The 17,922-nt window shown below is 57.1% G+C and carries 15 protein-coding genes and 2 pseudogenes; 8 read left to right on the forward strand and 9 right to left on the reverse strand.

Translation table 11 applies throughout. The features are described from left to right. Nucleotides 1-182 (forward strand): annotated as a pseudogene (locus ACRXB1_RS12505) (flagellar filament capping protein FliD); the annotation flags it as partial. Between the two features lie 12 nt (nucleotides 183-194). Then, complete coding sequence (locus tag ACRXB1_RS12510) at nucleotides 195-494, forward strand: flagellar protein FliT (RefSeq protein ID WP_449492186.1); 300 nt, start codon at nucleotides 195-197, stop codon at nucleotides 492-494. Nucleotides 495-593: 99 nt separating this feature from the next. Here ACRXB1_RS12510 and ACRXB1_RS12515 read toward each other — a convergent pair whose 3' ends face one another. The 4 genes from ACRXB1_RS12515 to ACRXB1_RS12530 all read right to left on the reverse strand — a co-directional run bounded on the left by ACRXB1_RS12515 (nucleotide 594) and on the right by ACRXB1_RS12530 (nucleotide 2,727). After that, nucleotides 594-794, reverse strand: coding sequence for a hypothetical protein (locus ACRXB1_RS12515; protein ID WP_449492187.1), 201 nt, complete (start codon nucleotides 792-794; stop codon nucleotides 594-596). A gap of 66 nt (nucleotides 795-860) precedes the next feature. Beyond that, nucleotides 861-1,160, reverse strand: coding sequence for a flagellar transcriptional regulator FlhD (gene flhD, locus ACRXB1_RS12520; protein ID WP_449492188.1), 300 nt, complete (start codon nucleotides 1,158-1,160; stop codon nucleotides 861-863). 331 nt (nucleotides 1,161-1,491) lie between these two features. Beyond that, the gene (locus ACRXB1_RS12525; RefSeq protein ID WP_449492189.1) at nucleotides 1,492-1,761 is read right to left on the reverse strand and encodes a hypothetical protein; all 270 of its coding nucleotides are present in this window, start codon (nucleotides 1,759-1,761) and stop codon (nucleotides 1,492-1,494) included. 483 nt (nucleotides 1,762-2,244) lie between these two features. After that, nucleotides 2,245-2,727: a hypothetical protein gene (locus tag ACRXB1_RS12530; RefSeq protein ID WP_449492190.1), complete on the reverse strand. Its 483-nt coding sequence runs from the start codon at nucleotides 2,725-2,727 to the stop codon at nucleotides 2,245-2,247. A 942-nt stretch (nucleotides 2,728-3,669) separates the two neighbouring features. Between ACRXB1_RS12530 and ACRXB1_RS12535 the strand changes: the two genes are divergently transcribed. Further along, entirely contained in the window at nucleotides 3,670-4,266 is a 597-nt protein-coding gene (locus ACRXB1_RS12535; protein WP_449492191.1) for a chemotaxis protein CheB, read from the forward strand. A gap of 289 nt (nucleotides 4,267-4,555) precedes the next feature. Here ACRXB1_RS12535 and ACRXB1_RS12540 read toward each other — a convergent pair whose 3' ends face one another. Next, a complete protein-coding gene (locus tag ACRXB1_RS12540) occupies nucleotides 4,556-7,255 on the reverse strand; it encodes an autotransporter outer membrane beta-barrel domain-containing protein (protein WP_449492192.1) in 2,700 nt (899 codons plus the stop codon). Nucleotides 7,256-8,001: 746 nt separating this feature from the next. On the opposite strand from ACRXB1_RS12540, the gene istA reads away from it, so the two are divergent. The 3 genes from istA to tnpA all read left to right on the forward strand — a co-directional run bounded on the left by istA (nucleotide 8,002) and on the right by tnpA (nucleotide 10,787). Continuing rightward, the gene (gene istA / locus ACRXB1_RS12545; protein ID WP_449492193.1) at nucleotides 8,002-9,540 is read left to right on the forward strand and encodes an IS21 family transposase; all 1,539 of its coding nucleotides are present in this window, start codon (nucleotides 8,002-8,004) and stop codon (nucleotides 9,538-9,540) included. A gap of 9 nt (nucleotides 9,541-9,549) precedes the next feature. Then, nucleotides 9,550-10,308, forward strand: coding sequence for an IS21-like element helper ATPase IstB (gene istB, locus ACRXB1_RS12550; protein ID WP_213780707.1), 759 nt, complete (start codon nucleotides 9,550-9,552; stop codon nucleotides 10,306-10,308). A 77-nt stretch (nucleotides 10,309-10,385) separates the two neighbouring features. Next, a complete protein-coding gene (gene tnpA / locus ACRXB1_RS12555) occupies nucleotides 10,386-10,787 on the forward strand; it encodes an IS66-like element accessory protein TnpA (RefSeq protein ID WP_449492194.1) in 402 nt (133 codons plus the stop codon). Nucleotides 10,788-11,155: 368 nt separating this feature from the next. On the opposite strand, the gene ACRXB1_RS12560 is transcribed toward tnpA, so the two are convergent. The 4 genes from ACRXB1_RS12560 to ACRXB1_RS12575 all read right to left on the reverse strand — a co-directional run bounded on the left by ACRXB1_RS12560 (nucleotide 11,156) and on the right by ACRXB1_RS12575 (nucleotide 15,592). Beyond that, the gene (locus ACRXB1_RS12560) at nucleotides 11,156-12,304 is read right to left on the reverse strand and encodes an iron-containing alcohol dehydrogenase (protein ID WP_449492195.1); all 1,149 of its coding nucleotides are present in this window, start codon (nucleotides 12,302-12,304) and stop codon (nucleotides 11,156-11,158) included. A 25-nt stretch (nucleotides 12,305-12,329) separates the two neighbouring features. Continuing rightward, the gene (locus ACRXB1_RS12565) at nucleotides 12,330-13,649 is read right to left on the reverse strand and encodes an MFS transporter (RefSeq protein WP_062167535.1); all 1,320 of its coding nucleotides are present in this window, start codon (nucleotides 13,647-13,649) and stop codon (nucleotides 12,330-12,332) included. 58 nt (nucleotides 13,650-13,707) lie between these two features. Further along, nucleotides 13,708-14,520: a class II aldolase/adducin family protein gene (locus ACRXB1_RS12570; protein WP_449492196.1), complete on the reverse strand. Its 813-nt coding sequence runs from the start codon at nucleotides 14,518-14,520 to the stop codon at nucleotides 13,708-13,710. Between the two features lie 184 nt (nucleotides 14,521-14,704). Continuing rightward, nucleotides 14,705-15,592 carry a LysR family transcriptional regulator gene (locus ACRXB1_RS12575; protein WP_062167539.1) on the reverse strand — a complete coding sequence of 296 codons (888 nt, stop codon included), beginning with the start codon at nucleotides 15,590-15,592 and terminating at the stop codon, nucleotides 14,705-14,707. 1,087 nt (nucleotides 15,593-16,679) lie between these two features. On the opposite strand from ACRXB1_RS12575, the gene ACRXB1_RS12580 reads away from it, so the two are divergent. Then, nucleotides 16,680-17,576, forward strand: a complete 897-nt coding sequence (locus tag ACRXB1_RS12580; RefSeq protein ID WP_449492197.1) for a flagellar brake protein — start codon at nucleotides 16,680-16,682, stop codon at nucleotides 17,574-17,576. 83 nt (nucleotides 17,577-17,659) lie between these two features. Further along, nucleotides 17,660-17,803: pseudogene (locus ACRXB1_RS12585) on the forward strand (PRC-barrel domain-containing protein); the annotation flags it as partial. Nucleotides 17,804-17,922 lie beyond the last annotated feature (119 nt).

The following is a 17,922-nucleotide window of genomic DNA, read 5'->3' on the forward strand; positions in this document are numbered from 1 at the left end:
TGAAAAGCCTGAGCGACCAGCAAACGGCACTCACGGCATACGCCGCGCAGTTGACGACTTCGTACAACGCGCAATTCACGGCGCTGAACACGCTGATGTCGCAATCGACAAGCAACGCCAGCTACCTGACGCAGTTATTCGGCGGCACAAACAGCGCGGGCGCACTCGCGACCAACAAGTAAGGGAGCAAAGCGATGAACCAGCAAGAACTGATCGCCCAGGCGTGGGCGCTGACGGAAGCCATCGAAAATGCAGCCGCCGATAACGACTGGCCCCGCGCCGCAGAACTCACGCAAACGCGTTCGCCGCTCCTGATGGGCTTGCAAGCCGATCAGCCCGCCGATGCCATGGTCATCATCCGCCGGATCCAGGCGAGCATTGCGACGATCATGAACGTGGCGGCATCGGCGGAAACGACGTTGATGAGGAATCACCGGCAAGCGATGAATAAGGCGAATGCCGTCAGCCGATATCAGCAAGCAGCGATGCTTTAAGAGAAACCGCTGGGCAACGTCGCTCCATGCAGTTGATCGTGTTAGGCAGCGGGCCACCGACTATTGCGATCAAAACCGGTTAATTGCGATCAACACCGGCTAACCGCGCTCGCCTGCGAGTACCCGCGCGATGTCGTCGGCAAACTCAAGTGCGACCGCTTCCAACTCTGGTGATTCGCCTGAAAAATCCCGCGGCAAGCTCTTACCTCGCGCAGTACGAATTGAGATGACTGTCTGGGCAAGAACCGTTGCCTGTGCCATGAGCTCAGCATCGCCGAAGAACATCGGTCCATCGTTCATCGCATCTCCGCGTCGGCACTCACACTCATCCAGACCTTCCCTGCACTGAGAATACTGCCTCGCCGCTTACCCGGCAAACGCCAGCGTCGATTCGGCCGGCACAATTTTCCCTTGCTCATCGGCACGGGACAGGGACACCAACATCGACTGATCATCGAACCGAAACGCGCAGAGAAGATGGGGTGCTGCGGCGAGCTTCAGGACCTGAGCCATTGTGAGGGTAACAAGAATGTCTGCTACCTTCAGTGAGAGCCCGAGCCGCGCTTGACCAATGGCGCGATCGGCACGCAGCATCTTCTGCGCAAGCATGATGTACGAGAGGTTGATTTCTCGAATGGAGTCGGCGGAATCATTTTTAGTATTCATGGCCTTCGCTTACGACATCAGATGAGAGTGGTGAACGCCCGGAAAATGATACCGGAATTTCTTAATAGCTCGTTACATCTCGTAACAAGAGATCATTCTCAGTTCCATCAGATCAATAAGCAAGGACCTGCAGTCATTTATCTTTTTATGCGGAAGCTTAAGCAGTATCTATTGCCAGTTTATGTGGGAGTCACGGTTCGATCGGCCATCGAAACGCTGTGACGCAACAGCACTGCGAAATTTTGATGTCATGCGTTTGTAAGTATTGGGTGACGTCTTTCATGTCTTCTCGACCAACCATACTGTGTCCGCCGTAACTACCGCGTACGCGTTAATCGTTCCGCAAAGGTGCAGCTTCAATGAGGATGGCCCGCGATTTTTCTAAAGCCGCTTGCGGATGACCGAGCGATAACAGAACTCTCGCCGATTTTATCTCATCGTTGATATTAGGATCGCCGTCACAAATTACGGCGATCGATGAAAACAACGCTTCGATATCCTTGCTTAGTTGGTCGTCGTGGCGCTGCTTAGCGCGATCCTGAAGTGGTCTGATTGATACCCACAGCATTTCGAGCTGCGCTAGTCTTTCATTGATTGCCATAAGCTCCTCCCATCAGTCTCAAACAACGGCGATGCCACAGAAGCGGGATCTCATGTAAAACGCATTCGCACGAATATGCAGGTGATATCAGCAAGGTCAGATATCAAGTGTTCGGCCGGATCTGGGCATATTGTAAAATGCACAGACAACGAAATGGTGCGGAACAGTCAGTATTAGGCAAAATCTTCCGAGAGTCCGGCACGATTGTCATGTTATTTATTGGAAAAGCCACTCGGCGGATCCGACGACATAGCCGCAATTCGGGCCGAAAACGCAGGTCAGCGGTCTTGGAACCATTGTAGGAAGGTTTGCTCCGTGGAAATCGGCCTACCCTTTTGCGGGCGATTGGGATTTAATGACTTAAAGGAACAAACCACCTCAGCGGATTTCCGTTATGCCTGGATGAGGAGATGAGGCGACAATTCACTCCGCCAGCTTCGGCGTGCCCACTGTCCTCGGTTGCTAGGCCCGACAACTGTGGGCTCAGCCTTCAGGCCGCTCGCAAATCGATTCGCCTGCGACCGCATCGGGCGCTTTGTCCACAAGGCGTCGCATGCATTGCATTGCTTGAAGAATCACCCCCGATCGGACTTCGTGAAGCTGCCGGTCGTGCTCGTTCACGATGGCAGCAAGCCCAGCCACCACATCGCCGGGAAAAGTCCAATCCCCCGTTTGCGCACCTTTGACTAGCACGCGGTTCAGGCTGACCTCGGCTTTAGTAAGCTCCGAGATTGCCAGCGCGCCGTGCCCCGCCTCGGTTACGTAGGTTGTCAGCAAGAGCGCCTGTGCCATAGCGACAGCTTCCGATCGCCCACTGCTCTGCCGGCGGATGCTTTCCAGCGCGATCCTGACGCCAAGAATCATGGCGTCAGCGTCCGACGCAACCACGGGCAGGAATAGACCTTTCGAGTGACGCTGCGGGGGCGAGCCTTTATGCGTCTGCTTGCGTTTCTTGGATGCGGTCATGTTTTCGTCGTCGCTGGAGTTAGGCGAAGCGAAAGTTTCTCGCTATCCCGATGTATTTGCATACAATAATTTTGGTGACTATATGCCACTTCTCTTCAACCATTTAAGCCGGTCGGGCTTGGCAAGTTGCGGACTCACGGGCGGGGTCATCGTGGCGACAAAGATGTCGACTACATCGGCCAGTTGCGTGTCCTTAACTAATCCGTATAAAAGATCGCCATCGTGTATTGGTAGGACGACCCTGCTCCAGAACTCGCGCACCACGCAATGGATAAGCTTTGAATGAACTACAGCGTTGAGAATCACTTGCCAGTCGTTGTCTCGCGATGGCGGAAATCGATTTGGAACGTGACGGTACCGGATGGTGCGCTCGCGAGAGGGTATTTCATCATTCCATGCTTGAGCAAACACGCTGCGATGAACATTGCTCTGCAACTTGCACACGCATACGACCGGCCAGTCCACGTTTGCGACTGAAAAAGCGGCAACCCCGAATTACACGAAGTTGTGGCCAACCTGTTGTGCAAATCCATAAAGACGAAACTATTGTGCTCGCCCTGCTCCAAGCTCGGCGCCACCTAAAATGATCGGGCGTAGGCCACCCGACCCGGGCAGCTAATTCTTTCGAAAACGGACGCCCCATTGCCAATGGCGTCTAGCGGCTTACTCGCAAAGCTTCAACTTGATTTGAACGTAAATTGACGTCAAGTTTCACGCCTCGCGATTCATTGAGCCGCGACCCTTGATACCCAAAAGTCTGTAAAGAGAGTGCGCTACCGCACATCGCCAAGCTAAGCGGCTCCACGATCTCGTTGTACGTCATGGGCACATCCCGAATGTGGAATTGGGAATAGCAAAGCGCGTTGAGACGATCAGCACCGCTTTTCTCAGGCTAGGCACAGTCGGTGCTTAATGAGGCCAACAAGCGACAAAAATTGATCCATGAACACACCTGCAGTTAGGTTAATAGTAATCGGCGGCTCGCTAGGCGGCCTAGACGCTTTTTGTCGAATCGTCCGGGTCCTGCCTTACGACTTCGCCGGCACGATCGCATTCGTTTCGCACACGCCCTCAGACGGTCCTAGACTTCTTCCTGAGATCATCGGACGATTTACTTCACTGCCGACCTCGTATGCTGTCGACGGGCAGGAGATTAGAGCTGGACATATATATTGCGCCCCTCCCGCATTTCATCTGACAGTCAAGTCGCCTGGAAACTTCGCGCTCGACGATGGCCCCAAAGTCAATCACGTACGTCCGTCCGCAAACAGGCTTTTCGAAACGGCTGCGCATGTGTATGGCAGTGATCTAATCGGGGTTATTGTGACGGGCGGAGACGGCGACGGCCTTGGATTCAGGGCAATTCATGCAAGCAATGGGCTACGGATCGTGCAAGCTCCGGCCGACGTACGGGACTCGGGTATGCCCCTGTCTGCGCTAGAGCGGGATCATCCTAACTACTGTGTACCGCTCGCGGAAATCGGTCCCTTGCTCATTTCCCTGATCGATGCGCCACCTCAGGCGCCGCATATCAAATAAGGGTTGGACTAAACGGCGTTCCATGCGTTGTCGCACCTTCAAAAAGGTGCTCTTCCTCCCCCGCACGCTCGACGAGAGGAACCATCACAAGCGAGGCGGATCTTTAATTATCGAAGTCCTGTTATCTCGATTGTGAGGATCGTGTATTGAGGCTACCCATCTTTTCGCTTGCCAAGCGCGGCAATGGTGAGTAGCCGCCAGCGTTGGCGTAAATTAAGCCTCCGCTGACAGCCAAAGTGGACGCACTACAGAGATTGCGGTGACATTCTCTCGCTCGACCGACTATTCATCAAAAACCGATGCGCACCCCTCCTGTCAAGCTGTACGACGTACGCCGAGCGGCGACCTCGGTTTGGGCACCTGCGAACAGATATCCCTGCTTCGCAACCCGCAATGTTCCACCCAGACCAAACTGACCGAACACTCGTCCTGAGTGCGGCGCCTGCACGCTTAACGGTTGGCCGACCAGCGACCCGTCAATGCTGGTGCGAATGAGACTACCGGTGTCCGTTCCAATTGCCACGTTGAATTTATAGGTGGCAAATTGCATCAGTGGATCTTGGGAGATCGACCCGCCAGACACTCCGGCAAGCAAGCGCGTTCCGCTTGCGGAATAGTCGTTCAGCGTAAGAGCCGACACAGATGCGTCGCCTTCATTGCTTCCATCACGTTGGATGTGCTGGAAGAGCGCGCGTGCAAAGGGTTCTATGCGGTAATTGCTCAAAAGGACAGGCAAGCGCACGCCCAGACTTGCGAAGATATCGTGCCCGTGATTGCCCGTCGACAGACCGTTTGTTGTTCCGATCACATCGGAGCGGTCGCTGCTCCAGCTTTGCGTGCCGTAGCCGAACACGCCGTCCATCAAGACATTCCCGACAGACTGCTGACCGTAAATAAAGCCCAAATTGTCTTGAATTGAGCCTGACCCACCGTCAGTCGCGACGACCACATCAGCGTGCGAGAATCCAACGCCGACACGCGTCGCGGCACTGCGCATGATGTCGGCGCCAACTGTGACCTGGTTGTTACGCGCTGTAAAACCCGAAGCATGCTCGTCGGCCGACGTATGGTCGTTTGTGTGCGATACGTTCGCCCAAAGCATTTCTCCGTGGGTTGCATCAGTTGCAGGCCCATTCATCAGGTGATCCGTTACCTGCTGTTGGGTTGCCCGACCGGCCTCTGGTGCTGCAGCGGCCATATCTGCATGGATTTCGCCTACGAGTCCTTTAGCCACTTGGGGCAATTGAGCCGCATCAGCTCCAGCGACCGCGTAAAGCAGCTGACTTTGACGGTCAGTCGCCGTGGCGGCGTCTTGCGAGGTCATTGTTGCGTCAAGTAGTCCAGCAACCGACCTGACATTCCCGTTGCTGCCGGAGAGATATCCCGCATACGTCAGTGGCGTAACTCGCAAGTCGATGCTGTTGCTGCCCAGCACGTTGTAGAACGCCTGGAAGCGCGTCCCGGCAGCCAATCCTTCTGCCGGTTGGTCAAGCCCGCTGAAACGACCGGCGATACCGCCCTCGGCCGTGACGATGCGGTAAGTGTCGCCTAAGTTCGGCACGAATGTATTCGATGCATTTCCAGTAATGTTCCGAAGCAGCGGCTGCAAGGTGCCGTTCGCGATAAATTGATGCCCTGCACCCGTGACCAGCAAGCGCGAGTAATTACCTGCGCCAGTACCCGTGCCGGTCCCATCGACGTCAGCTTCGAAGACACTACCGCCATTCATCGTGACGGTTCCATTCACGACAAGGGTGCCCGGCGAATTACCAGGAGCCAGCCTGCCATCGACATTCATTGAACCATTGACGAGGCCTACTCCGCGCAGTGTTCCTGCCGCGTAGACGCTTACATCGCTAATTAGGTCGCCATTAGCGCGCAACATTCCGTCTGCCACGCAAGTACCATGCGAAAGCGTTGCCGAACCGGTCATGCTGAGCGTTCCCTTACCCATCTTAGTAAAGCAAGAGGCGTCGCCCGAAGATGCAATTTGCCCAGAGAGAACCGTCGTCGTGCCCTCATCGACATTAACCCCCGACGCACCGGAGACGATGATCTGCTGCCCCGTCCCGAGCGTGGCTGTGGTGTTTAGCATTCCTCCATTGAGAACAATCGCACCGGTTCCAAGTGAGGATCCTGAATTGATCTGGATTACACCTCCGTTGATGAGCGTGCCGCCTGTAAAGGTGTTGTTTCCGCCAACGATAAGAGTACCGCCGCCGTTCTTTTGGAGACCGCCCACTCCGCTCATATCGCCATTCTCGACGAGCGTAACACCCGTCAGTGTGGTGAGCGAAGCGCCTTCCGCACCCAGAATCATGCCCCTGGCAGTTGTCATGGACTGGGTTACCGTTAGATCACCACCGTGAAAAGTGATTGCGTTCGACGGATCGCCCAGGTTTGCGTCGGACGAAACATGCAAGGATCCGCCATTCAGCGTGGTACCGCCTGTGTAGGTGTTATTGCCGCCCAAAACCAGTGTGCCGCCGTTGACAGTCGTGCCGCCTTGGTGCGAGGCAACACCGTCGAGCTTGAGCGTGCCTGCGCCGTTCTTGATGAGGCCTCCCGCACCGCTGACCGCCCCACTGTCAGTCGTCGTCGTGCCGCTGTCCGTATTGAATGTGCCGTTGCCCGCGAGCGTGATGTTGCGTGCGCTGTTCACATCGCCGGTCGTGTGCAGCGTGCCGCCGTTAAGCATCAGGTTGCTCGACGCATCGCCCAGGTTCGCATCTGACGAGACTTGCAAGGTACCGGGACCATTGACGCTCGTGCCGCCCGTATAGGTGTTGTTGCCACCCAAAACCAGTGTGCCGCCGTTGACAGTCGTGCCGCCTTGGTGCGATGCAACACCGTCGAGCTCGAGCGTGCCTGCGCCGTTCTTGATGAGGCCTCCCGCACCGCTGACCGCCCCACTGTCGGTCGTCGTCGTGCCGCTGTCCGTATTGAATGTGCCGTTGCCCGCGAGCGTGATGTTGCGTGCGCTGTTCACATCGCCGGTCGTGTGCAGCGTGCGGCCATCGTCAGTTTTAACCTCATTCCGACAGGGCTGAGCGCTGCTACTGCCGGAAACTTGCGGCCTGTTGTCGCGAACAGCGCCGGTAGCCTCGCTAACAAATTACCCAAGCCGCAAATGCATGCCGACACCAACTCTCCAGCCACTTTCACCAAACGAAAACCTACAGCCACCTGTCTCATTCCATCTTCCTCAAAATGTGTCATTTTTTCCGATGACACTCCGGGTCAGCCCTTAAGAAGAATTACAAACTGTTTCAGGAGTTTTTGATTCGAGGAATAAGCTGTCGTATAGAGGGTTATTCGACGTTTTAAAATATTGAAGAAAAAAAATGCTAGCAACAGGGTATTGTTTAGACAAATAAATAAACAGCAAAATCGGTAAATATGCCCACTTAACCGCGACCTTGCTCAGTCGTGCGTCAGTGATATATGAACGAGGTCAATCGACGCGACTTGTCCGTAAGCGGCTGGTGAAGGCATCTTGAATTGACGCAGTAGCCTTAGGAGCATCGTGTCCACTTGAACAAAAGGTGGGCAAGTGGACACTATTGACCAAGATGTGCGTATTTCACACCAAGCTGGACAGGCTTTTCACACGAAGCTGGACACGGATTTCACGGCAAGCTGGACAGCGATTTCGCGCCAAGCTGGACAGTAAGTTCGTAAAGTAGCGACGCAGGTCAACCGTGGCACCCTCGATGATTTCGTCGGGGCGTCTACATGGCATTTCCAAAGTTGACCATGCGTAAAATTCGAAAAGCGCTGCGCCTACATTTCGATTGCGGCTTTAATCATCGGGAAGTCGCTCGGGCGTTGGGTACGTCGCCCACAACTGTGGGGCAATATGTTCGCCGTTTGGAGCGTGCCGGCCTAAGCTACCCGCTGCCGCCAGCACTCGGTGATGACGAGCTCGAGGCACGCCTGTTTCCGCCACCGCCACGCGTGGAAGGGGAACGTCCTGCGCCGCATTGGCCGACCGTGAGGCGCGAGCTTGCCCGAAAAGGCGTGACGCTCGATCTGCTCTGGAACGAATACAAGGCCGAGCACCCTGACGGTTACGCGTACACCTGGTTTTGCACGCGATACAGCGAATGGGCGAATGCGCTTCCGCTAACCTTGCGGCAAACACATGCTCCGGGCGAGAAGCTCTTCGTCGACTACTCGGGCGACAAGGTTGCGATCATCAATGCGCAAACGGGTGAGATGCGGGAGGCCGAGTTGTTCGTGGCCGTACTGGGGGCGTCGAACTACACCTATGCGGAAGCAACCTGGACCCAGCAGAGTTCTGATTGGATTGGCTCTCACATTCGAACATTCGAATTTATGGGCGGTTGTCCTGAGATCGTCACGCCTGACAACCTTAAATCGGGCGTGCACAAGCCGAGCTTCTACGATCCCATTATCAATCGGACATACGGAGAAATGGCCTCGCATTATTCTGTGGCGGTCATCCCAGCCCGCAGTAAAAAGCCCCGTGATAAAGCCAAGGTCGAGCAAGGCGTGCTCCTCGTCCAGCGCTACATTCTCGCTCGACTTCGCAAACACCGCTTCTTTAGCCTGACCGAGGCAAACTCCGCGATCGCGACACTCCTGGTCGACTTGAACAACAAAGCCTTCAAGAAGCTGCCGGGATCTCGCCGCAGCACTTTCGATGAATTCGAGCGCTCATCGCTGAAGGCGCTTCCGTCACAGCGCTATCAATATGCTGATTGGAAGGTAGCGCGCGTGGGGCCTGATTACCACGTTGACATTGACGTTCACTACTACTCTGTACCGCACCGCTTCGCGCGTCAACAGGTCGACGTTCGATATACGAACGGGACAGTCGAGATCTTCCACCGAGGCACGCGTATCGCCGCCCACGCGCGAAGCACTCGGCGCGGTCACCATAGTACGGTTAATGCGCACATGCCGCCTCATCATCAAGAGGTCAGTGGGTGGGGGCCGCAGCGGCTGTACGACTGGGCCATACGCATCGGGCCGCACACCGCCGCCGTGATCCAGCATCTGCTTGGCGGCCGGCAGCATCCCCAACAAGCCTATCGCGCTTGCCTTGGCGTCCTTCGCCTGGGCAAAGACCACGGCAATGCGCGGCTGGAGGCCGCGTGCTGCCGTGCCATCGATCTGAAGGCGCCAAGCTACCGCTTCATTAGCTCGACGCTCAAGAACGGCCTGGACCAGTCGCCTCAGACAGAAACGGATCAGGCCAGCTTACCGCTCACACATCCCAATGTGCGCGGACCGAACTACTATCACTGAAGAGGCCATATGCTCAAACATCCAACGATCGACAAGCTTCACGCGCTGAGGCTGAGCGGCATGGCATCCGCCTTGACGCAACAGCAGAACAATCCCGATATCGAAGCGCTGGGCTTCGAGGAGCGTTTAGGCTTGCTTGTTGAGCGCGAAGCAAGCGAACGCGAATCCAGGCAGACATCATCGCGCCTGCGCCGTGCCAAACTGAAGTTCTCCGAAGCCGTGGCCGAAGACATCGACTACCGCACCCCACGCGGGCTTGATCGCGCACTCATGAGCCGCTTGCTCACTGGCGATTGGATCCGGGAGAAGCACAACACGCTAATTATTGGCGCGACCGGCCTGGGTAAGACCTGGCTTGGATGCGCGCTCGCCAATCAGGCCTGCCGTCTGGGCTACACGGTGGCCTATCTCAAGATGCCCAGGCTCGCCGAGGAGCTCGCTATCGCGCACGGCAGCGGTCGATATGCGCGAGCACTCGCGCAGTGGGCCAAGACGGATGTGCTGCTGATGGATGACTTCGCAATGGCGCCAATGCCCGACAGCGCTCGGCGTGATCTGCTCGAAATACTCGATGATCGCCACGGCCGTCGCTCAACCATTGCAACAAGCCAGATTCCGGTCGACAACTGGCACGGTGCGCTCGGCGATCCAACGCTTGCCGACGCCATCCTGGACCGGCTTGTTCACAACACTTATCGAATCAACATGAACGGTGAATCGATGCGAAAACTAAAAATTAGTTTGACCGAAAACCAGCAGTCAGAGTAAAAACAGAAACCCCTGCGTCGCTGCGCTCCGACTGTCCAGCTTCGCGCGAAACACCTGTCCGGCTTCATGCGAAACGCGTGTCCAGCTTCAGCGAAATACGCAAAGATGCTCCCTTAGGCCGTCGCAAACGGCGCCGATACCCAGAAGACTTTAAAGCGGAAGTGGTGGCTGCCTGCCAAGGACCAGGTGTGTCGGTTGCCGCGATCGCGTTGATGCATAAGCTGAATGCCAACTTGCTGCGGCGCTGGCTGGAGAAAACCGAGAGCGGCGCAACGACGAGCGACAGTGACGTCGTGGCAATGAAGCCGTCAGCAGCGGTGGCAATACCATCTGCTTCTGTCCCACGTCAAATTAACGACGCGAATGATCACAGAGAAATCCGCTTCGAGGTACGGCGCGGCCAACAATCGATCACGGTTAGTTGGCCGACATCAGACGCGGCCCAATGCGCGGCGTGGTTACGCGAGTGGTTGAAATGAGCCGCATCGACGAGGCCTGGCTCGCGGTTGACCCACTCGACATGCGCGCCAGTTTCGATACAGTTCTTGCGCGCGTGATCGCCGTGTTCGATGCGGCTCATCCCCACCACGCCTAATCACTTGCTCGTACATGCGCCCCAAATAGGCATGCGAAAGCCGTGCACTGTCACCCCAAGGCCTTTCCCGAAACGCCCTCGTCGGCTAATACTTTGAAAAATGGCGATACCATTTTTAAAGCGAATAGCATTTGGGAATCAGCGAGCCAGTGCGGGCGGTTGCAATCTGCGCGGCCCGAATGAGCAAGTCGTACTGGCACTGCGCATCAATGGATCTGGCATATATCGATTGTCATGGTGTTCGCCCGGTTTTTATATTGTCCCTGCCATACCGTGGCGCAGCAGTGCCGTCATATCCTCGCGGCTAGGATACCGGGGATTGACCGCCACGTTTCCCGACTGCATGGCCTCGTCGATGACTTCGTCAAAGCGATCCTCGGTCACGCCGAAGTCCGCCAGCGTTTGAGTAATGCCGATATCCCGCCGTAGCTCAAGCACCGCGTGCGCTGCTCGATCGGCTGTGGATTCGCCGAGCAGCGCGGCGACCTTTGCATAGCCTTCCACATTCGACGACGCGTTATACGCAATGACCGCGGGCAGCATGATCGCGTTCACCAGGCCGTGCGCAATACCAAACTTGTTACCAAGCGGCAGCGCGAATGCATGTACGAGTCCCAGACGTGTCGCATTAAACGCGATGCCCGCCATCGCGCTGGCGAGCAACATATCGCCGCGCGCATCGATATCGTCACCGTGCAGGGTCGCCCGCCGCAAGCTTCGGCCGATCAGCGAAATCGCCTGATGCGCGAGCGCCTCGGTCATCGGCTGGTTGGCCGTGTTGACGCATGATTCAATGGCATGCGTGAGCGCATCCATGCCGGTAGCAGCCGTGATGCTGGCCGGCAAACTTCGGGTCAGTTCAGGATCGAGCAAGCCGATGCGGGGGCAGTTGTACACACTGCCAATCGATATCTTGATGTCGGCCTCGGTGTCGGAGAGCACCGACCAGATCGTCAGCTCGCTGCCGGTACCCGACGTGGTCGGGATGGCAATGACAGGCGCGCCGGCATGGGGCACCTTGCCTATGCCGACATAGTCCCGAATTGTGCCCGTGTTGCCCAGCATCAAGCCAATCGCCTTGGCTGTGTCGAGTGCGCTCCCTCCGCCCACGCCGACGATCAGATCGCATGACTTATTGCGGGCGAGCGCAATACCTTGCGTAACCGAGTGCACAGCGGGATCGCTTTGGACCTCGGTGAATGCGACCGCCTCAATATCTGCGACCCTCAGCGTGTCCAAAACACGGTCTACAATACCGGCGGCTTTTACGCCTGGATCTCCAACTATCAGCACACGCTTGCCGCCCAGTTGCAGGACAAAGCCCGGCAGCTTCGCAAGGTTGCCCCGTCCATATTCGATGGCAGTTGGAACGTAGAAACTGAATGATGCGGGATACGGCATGAAAGAAACTCCACGGAGTGATGGATCAGCGTAATGTTTCAGACCGGCTGCGCAGCGACGCCATCCACAGGAACCCGTTCAATGCGGCAGAGCCGAGCAGCGCGTAGCCCGCCACATAAAAACCGCTACCCGCATTTCCTCCGCGCGCGGCCCAGCCCACGAGGATCGGACCCACAGCCCCTCCCCAGTTGCCGATAAAATTGACCAAGCCTGCGGACGAACCAATCTGGTTGCGCGGCACGAGGCTCAGCGTCCACGACCACCAGATTCCGATGCCCGAATAAAGACATATGCCGGTGACGACGAGCATTGTCATCGATACGAACAGGTTGTCGCGGATCAGCGGTTGGACCAGGATCGCAATGCCGCCTACAACAAGCGGCACGATGAAATGCCAGTTGTCGGCGTGACGCGCGCGGCTCGACCAGCGCGTGTTCACATACAGTCCGAGCGCGGCAAACGCGAAGGGTATAGCGGTGAGCACTGCGACGTTGGCAATGCCAGTGGCCGATAACTGCTTGATGAGCGCTGGCAACCACAAGCCGAATCCATAAAGACCCGTGAGCCACAAAAAGTACGCGACGCCCAGACCCAGAATGAGCGGGCGGCGAAGCACCGCGGAAAACGGCGCAGGTGCGCTCGTTTCGACTTCGCGGCTTGCGAGGATCATGCGGCGTTCTTCGCCCGAAATGCGGTTGTCGTGCTCGGGTGCGCTGCTGCCAAGCCACGCCCAGGCAAGCGCAAGCGCGAGCACCGGAATGCCCTGAACGATGAACATCATGCGCCAGTCGGTCAGGTGGATCAGCGCTCCCGCGATCGGAGCCATCAGTGCAGACGACAGCGGCAATACGTATTGCGCGAGGTTGACCGCGCGGCTGCGTTCCGCGCTCGGAAACCACCGCATGATGATAGTTGCGAAACTTGGCCAGATGACGCCCTCGGCCACGCCCATCACGAAACGAATGCCGACGATCTGGTCGTACGTGGTCGCCAGTCCCGATGCAATGCCAGTCACGCCGACCACCGCAAGGCTAGTCACGATCACCCATTTCGGCCCGAAGCGGTTAGCTAGCCAGCCGCCGGGGATCTGCATCACGACGTATCCCCAGAAAAACGCAGCAAGGAGGAAACCCGTGACAACGCCCGTCATGCCGAACTGGCGCACCATTTCCGGCGCGGCGACGCTGATATTGCTCCGGTCGACGTAACAACCGAGATAGGCGAGGAAGATCAAGGTGCCCATACGGATCCAGCGAGCGCGCGGAATCGGCTTGCCGGATTCGGCGACTTGCATGCCCGGGGAAGCGAGATCCGCGCTTGCCGTTTTTGCGAATGTGTTAGCCACGGTGTCTCCCAAATGGCGTTTTTTATATCGATATGCAAGTCCGGCTGACAACCAAGAATCAGTCGAATAAATCGGGCTCGTGGCGCGCGATCGCGTCGTAGATTGGCTGGAAGTGCAGCCACGCCATGAACGGCGTCGCAAGATGATTGCGCGAGTGAATCGCGGCTTCGCGTCCAATCAGCTTCAAGGGCGAGCCGGTCGACTCGGCTTTGATCTGGATCTCGCATGCCCGCTCAAGCGCGATGAACCACCACGCGGCTTCATCGACGCTTTCGCGTCCCGCCGAGAACAGACCGTGGTTTTGATGAATCGCCGCCTTGTTGTCTCCGAATGCGGCGGCGACAGTGGAGCCTGCGTCTTTGTCGACGACCACCGCGCCGGCTTCTTCCGTGATCAGAGCGTGGTCTTCATAAAAGCCGCAGGCCGTCTGAGTGATCGGATCGAGCGGGCGGCCCAGCGCTGCCCACGCCATACCGTTGGTCGTATGGGCATGGCAGGACGCGACGATGTGCGGATTGGCCTGATGGATTGCCGAATGCAGCACGAAGCCGGCGCGGTTCACGGCCCACGTGCCTTCCACGACGTTACCCTCGTGGTCGACCATCAGCAAGTCGGACACGCGCACGCGGCCAAAATCCATCGCAAATGGGTTGGTCCAGAACAGGTTGGTATGTTCCGGGTCGCGCACCGTGACGTGACCAGCAAAACCATACTCGTACCCATATTTCGCAAAGACCCGGCACACGGCAGCTAAGCGCTGCTTCCGATGCAAGCGCTCCTCAGCTACTGTCGCGAAGCTTGGATACTGCGGGAAATAGAGGCCCTTTTGATCGGGACGGTAAATAGTCTTGGGTTCGGCGCGCTGAAGCATGGACGGCTCTCAAAAGGAAAAACGTCCACGAAGTCTAGGAAAAGGCGGGCTCCCAATCCAATCATTAAATCGCTCTGCTCCATAAGCTACAGTGATGAACTAGGGTTGACCCTCTAGGGTTGACCCTCTAGGACTGACCCTCTAGGACTGACCCTCTAGGACTGATCCGCTAGGATTGGTCCTATTAGGCAGCCGCCGCTTGCGCGCGCAGACAGTCGATGAATTCAAGCACAATGCGCGAACGCGGAGCGGATCGGTTCAGAATTAGAAGGCTCTTGAATTCGACCTGCGGGACCAGCGGACGACTGACCATGCCAGGCAAGCGCATCGCCCGAAGCAGGTCCGGTTCGACCAGCGCGACGCCTGCGCCATTGAACGCGAGCATGATTCCGGTGATCGATAGGCCTACTTCGACGCTGATGTTCAACGCGACGCCGGCATCGCTCATTGCCTTGTCCACATAGGGACGAAGCAGTGCTTGCGGCAAATAGGTGACGATGGCATAGGGCACCAAGTCGGCCGGCGATATCGACGATCGATTCGCAAGCGGGTGCGACTCGGGCAAGACGCACGTAATGCTTCCCCGCGAGAGGACTTCGGTTTCGACCTGCGCGCTGATGATCGGCTCATAGGCCAGTCCGATGTCGGCTTCCCGGTTCAATACACGCTCAAGGACCACGGGCGAACCGAGCGATTGAAGCGCAATCTTCGCGTGGGGACGAGCCTTGGTGAAGCTGGCAACCGTCTGCGCTAGGAGCCCGTTGGCAAGCGGCGAGGTTGCCGCAATCGATAGCGAGCCACGCAAACCGCCCGCAAGGTCGCGCGACAAACGCTCTACCGCGTCAAGCCGGTTGAAGATATCCGCCACGTCCGGCAGCAACGCTTCGGCCTCGGGCGTTGGACGCAAACGGCCGTTCACTCGATCAAAAAGCGGCATTTGAAGCCGGCTTTCAAAATGCTTGAGCACAGCGCTCACTGCCGGTTGAGTAATGTTTAGGGATTCGGCCGCTGCGGTTATCGACCCGGTGCGCATGATCGCGTGGAAGATTTCGATATGACGCAGGTTTAACATTTCTAGTCACACAGTCGTGGTGAAAATTCATGCGATGTCGTGAGCGCAGATCAACGGAAGATAACGTCGCAAACGCAAACTGCGCAAGCGGCGCATAGTTGATCACGCTGGTGCTTTGATTGCTGTGAATCGCGTCTAGGCGAGGCGCATGTCATGGAGATAGAGTCGAAGCCGCGAACGAGTCGGGCTCGACACGGATTACAGTGTGTTTCGCTCACCTAGCCCCTTCCTGCTTGCCCGGTGCCCGGCCTGTTACTTCCGGGCATAGAGCGTTCCGGGCATAGAGCACAAGCGCATCATACTGCTACACCAACGACGCAGAGCCGCTCCCCTCACCCGAGCCCTATAGTTGCGGTTGGACGATGCTCGCCGTGCTCATTACAGGGACACCGGCAGGCATCGCTCAACGAACCTGTTCTGCGCTCGGTGACCGGCATGCGACGCAAGTCACGCCGTCGATCAGCTCTTGCGATCAGCTATTGTCCAGCGATCGCGCTTGATGTGAACCGTTTGATTCGATGATCGTAAGTTCGCGAAATGAAATTCGCGAAGGATGTACCACCTTGCCCCCACCGCTTACGTAAAGCGGTCCATGCCAGCCGCGCGCGGGAACTATGCGAATTGGAGGCAGCGCGATTCAAACGCAGCAGAGCGAGATTTGGCAGCTGTTCCGTCATATTGCCAATGGTCTCGGGCGCCGCTCTGATTAGCCCGTGGGGCACGCAAAACCGGCGAAACCGGGGAACCAGCGCAACGCGCGCTGCGATCACGCTCAGGCACATCCAACAAATGTTCGTCACAGATACAGCAACACGACCTAAGCAGTTGCGCGCCGTCTTGCGCTCGACCCACACCGTTGACAAGTTCTGGATTTCCAAGGACGTACCCGTTTAGTGAATCCCACTTTCCCGGCGCACCCTCAGGCCGATCAGAGGGCTGCTCTTGTCGCCACCATTGCAGCGTTACGTCTGATGAATGTGGGGTGACGCACGGAACCCTCCCGTGTCACCCGCTTAAAGTAGCTCCATGCTGAATTTGCTAGCACCCGCGCTTTCTTTGTGCGTCTCGCGTCCTCTCAAACGAAAACATGGCACTCGTTAAAATTTCGGCTCACGAACTGGAACTCGACACGCCATTGCGCTTTCGCATTTACTCCGCCGTTGGGAAGCTTCTCTTAGGCGAAGGCCACGCTTTGCGCTCTGAGGCGCAGCGAGAAAGGCTTCTGACGATCGGCGCTTATCGCGAAGCCGACGCGCCTGGGCCCACACCTACTCACGCGGGTGTGGGCGATGCTGTGTTGATTTCAACGGCCGCGCATACCACGGCCGAGCCGCTTGCTCTGGAGCCCCTGCAAGGGCACTTCCCGACACTGCCCACCGGCATTGAACAATTTCAGTTGACTTCGTGCACCGGGCATACCGCGTCGTTTTATGTTCGATATGTCGGTGCAATTCCTGAGCTCGCGCTACTTGTCATGGTTCAAGGCGATAACGAACATCTTCAAGTGGGCGCGGAGCTCGAGGCTAAGGTGATATTTGGGCGGGCAGTCTATGCCTTTCGCACCCGGGTCGCCGCGCGGGACAGTCGCATCCCGGCGCTTCTCCAACTCGAATACCCTGCGACTATCAAAAGACATACGATTCGCAAGCACATGCGAATCAACACCCGACTATCCGCGCGTCTCATTCGCAATGACGTGGTGGCCACCGGGTTCGATGCGCAGATCACGAACCTGTGCGCGAGCGGCATCGGCGTCTTCTTGCCTGACGCGACGCTTGAAGTTGGCGAACACTTCAAGATCGCCGTGCGGCTGAAGGTCGATGGGCGTGAGCATGCCCTCGTGTTTCATTGCGTCGCACGCAATCGGTCGTACGAGGGAAAAGGCCTCAAGGTGGGTGCTGAATTCAGTGCACTGCCTGACGAGACTCGGCGTGTGACCCAGGCGTATATTTTTCAGCAAGCAACGGGCACTTCTCAGGACTGAGTTACGGCGCTCAGACAAGTAGCACCACAGGTCCAAAATTTGCGTCGCCTCGCGAAGACTTAACCACAAAACGAGAACGCGATATGAAAATTTGGTCCTATATCACCGTTGCTACCGTGATCGGGTCGGCAAGCCTCGGCGCTCAAGCGCAAGTTGCTGGAACTCAGCCCTTAAGCGTGACGGTGCAGCAGTCAGCAGCATTGCTTCAAGGATGGAGTGCTAAAAAACCGCCCCACGCGCTTGGGCGCGACCCTCATGAATAGAAACTTCAGGGGCGTACACTTGATGCGCGCAGAGACAGTGGCCGTATGCTTCTTGGAGGTCTCGACCCCGTCAAAAAACCTGG

Source organism: Caballeronia sp. M23-90 (assembly GCF_053574605.1).

Excerpts from the sequence above, each read along its gene's own strand:
- ACRXB1_RS12510 (WP_449492186.1), top strand. The coding sequence starts at position 195 with ATGAACCAGCAAGAACTGATCGCCCAGGCGTGGGCGCTGACGGAAGCC.
- ACRXB1_RS12515 (WP_449492187.1), bottom strand. The coding sequence starts at position 794 with ATGAACGATGGACCGATGTTCTTCGGCGATGCTGAGCTCATGGCACAG.
- flhD (WP_449492188.1), bottom strand. The coding sequence starts at position 1,160 with ATGAATACTAAAAATGATTCCGCCGACTCCATTCGAGAAATCAACCTC.
- ACRXB1_RS12525 (WP_449492189.1), bottom strand. The coding sequence starts at position 1,761 with ATGGCAATCAATGAAAGACTAGCGCAGCTCGAAATGCTGTGGGTATCA.
- ACRXB1_RS12530 (WP_449492190.1), bottom strand. The coding sequence starts at position 2,727 with ATGACCGCATCCAAGAAACGCAAGCAGACGCATAAAGGCTCGCCCCCG.
- ACRXB1_RS12535 (WP_449492191.1), top strand. The coding sequence starts at position 3,670 with ATGAACACACCTGCAGTTAGGTTAATAGTAATCGGCGGCTCGCTAGGC.
- istA (WP_449492193.1), top strand. The coding sequence starts at position 8,002 with ATGGCATTTCCAAAGTTGACCATGCGTAAAATTCGAAAAGCGCTGCGC.
- istB (WP_213780707.1), top strand. The coding sequence starts at position 9,550 with ATGCTCAAACATCCAACGATCGACAAGCTTCACGCGCTGAGGCTGAGC.
- ACRXB1_RS12560 (WP_449492195.1), bottom strand. The coding sequence starts at position 12,304 with ATGCCGTATCCCGCATCATTCAGTTTCTACGTTCCAACTGCCATCGAA.
- ACRXB1_RS12570 (WP_449492196.1), bottom strand. The coding sequence starts at position 14,520 with ATGCTTCAGCGCGCCGAACCCAAGACTATTTACCGTCCCGATCAAAAG.
- ACRXB1_RS12575 (WP_062167539.1), bottom strand. The coding sequence starts at position 15,592 with ATGTTAAACCTGCGTCATATCGAAATCTTCCACGCGATCATGCGCACC.
- ACRXB1_RS12580 (WP_449492197.1), top strand. The coding sequence starts at position 16,680 with ATGGCACTCGTTAAAATTTCGGCTCACGAACTGGAACTCGACACGCCA.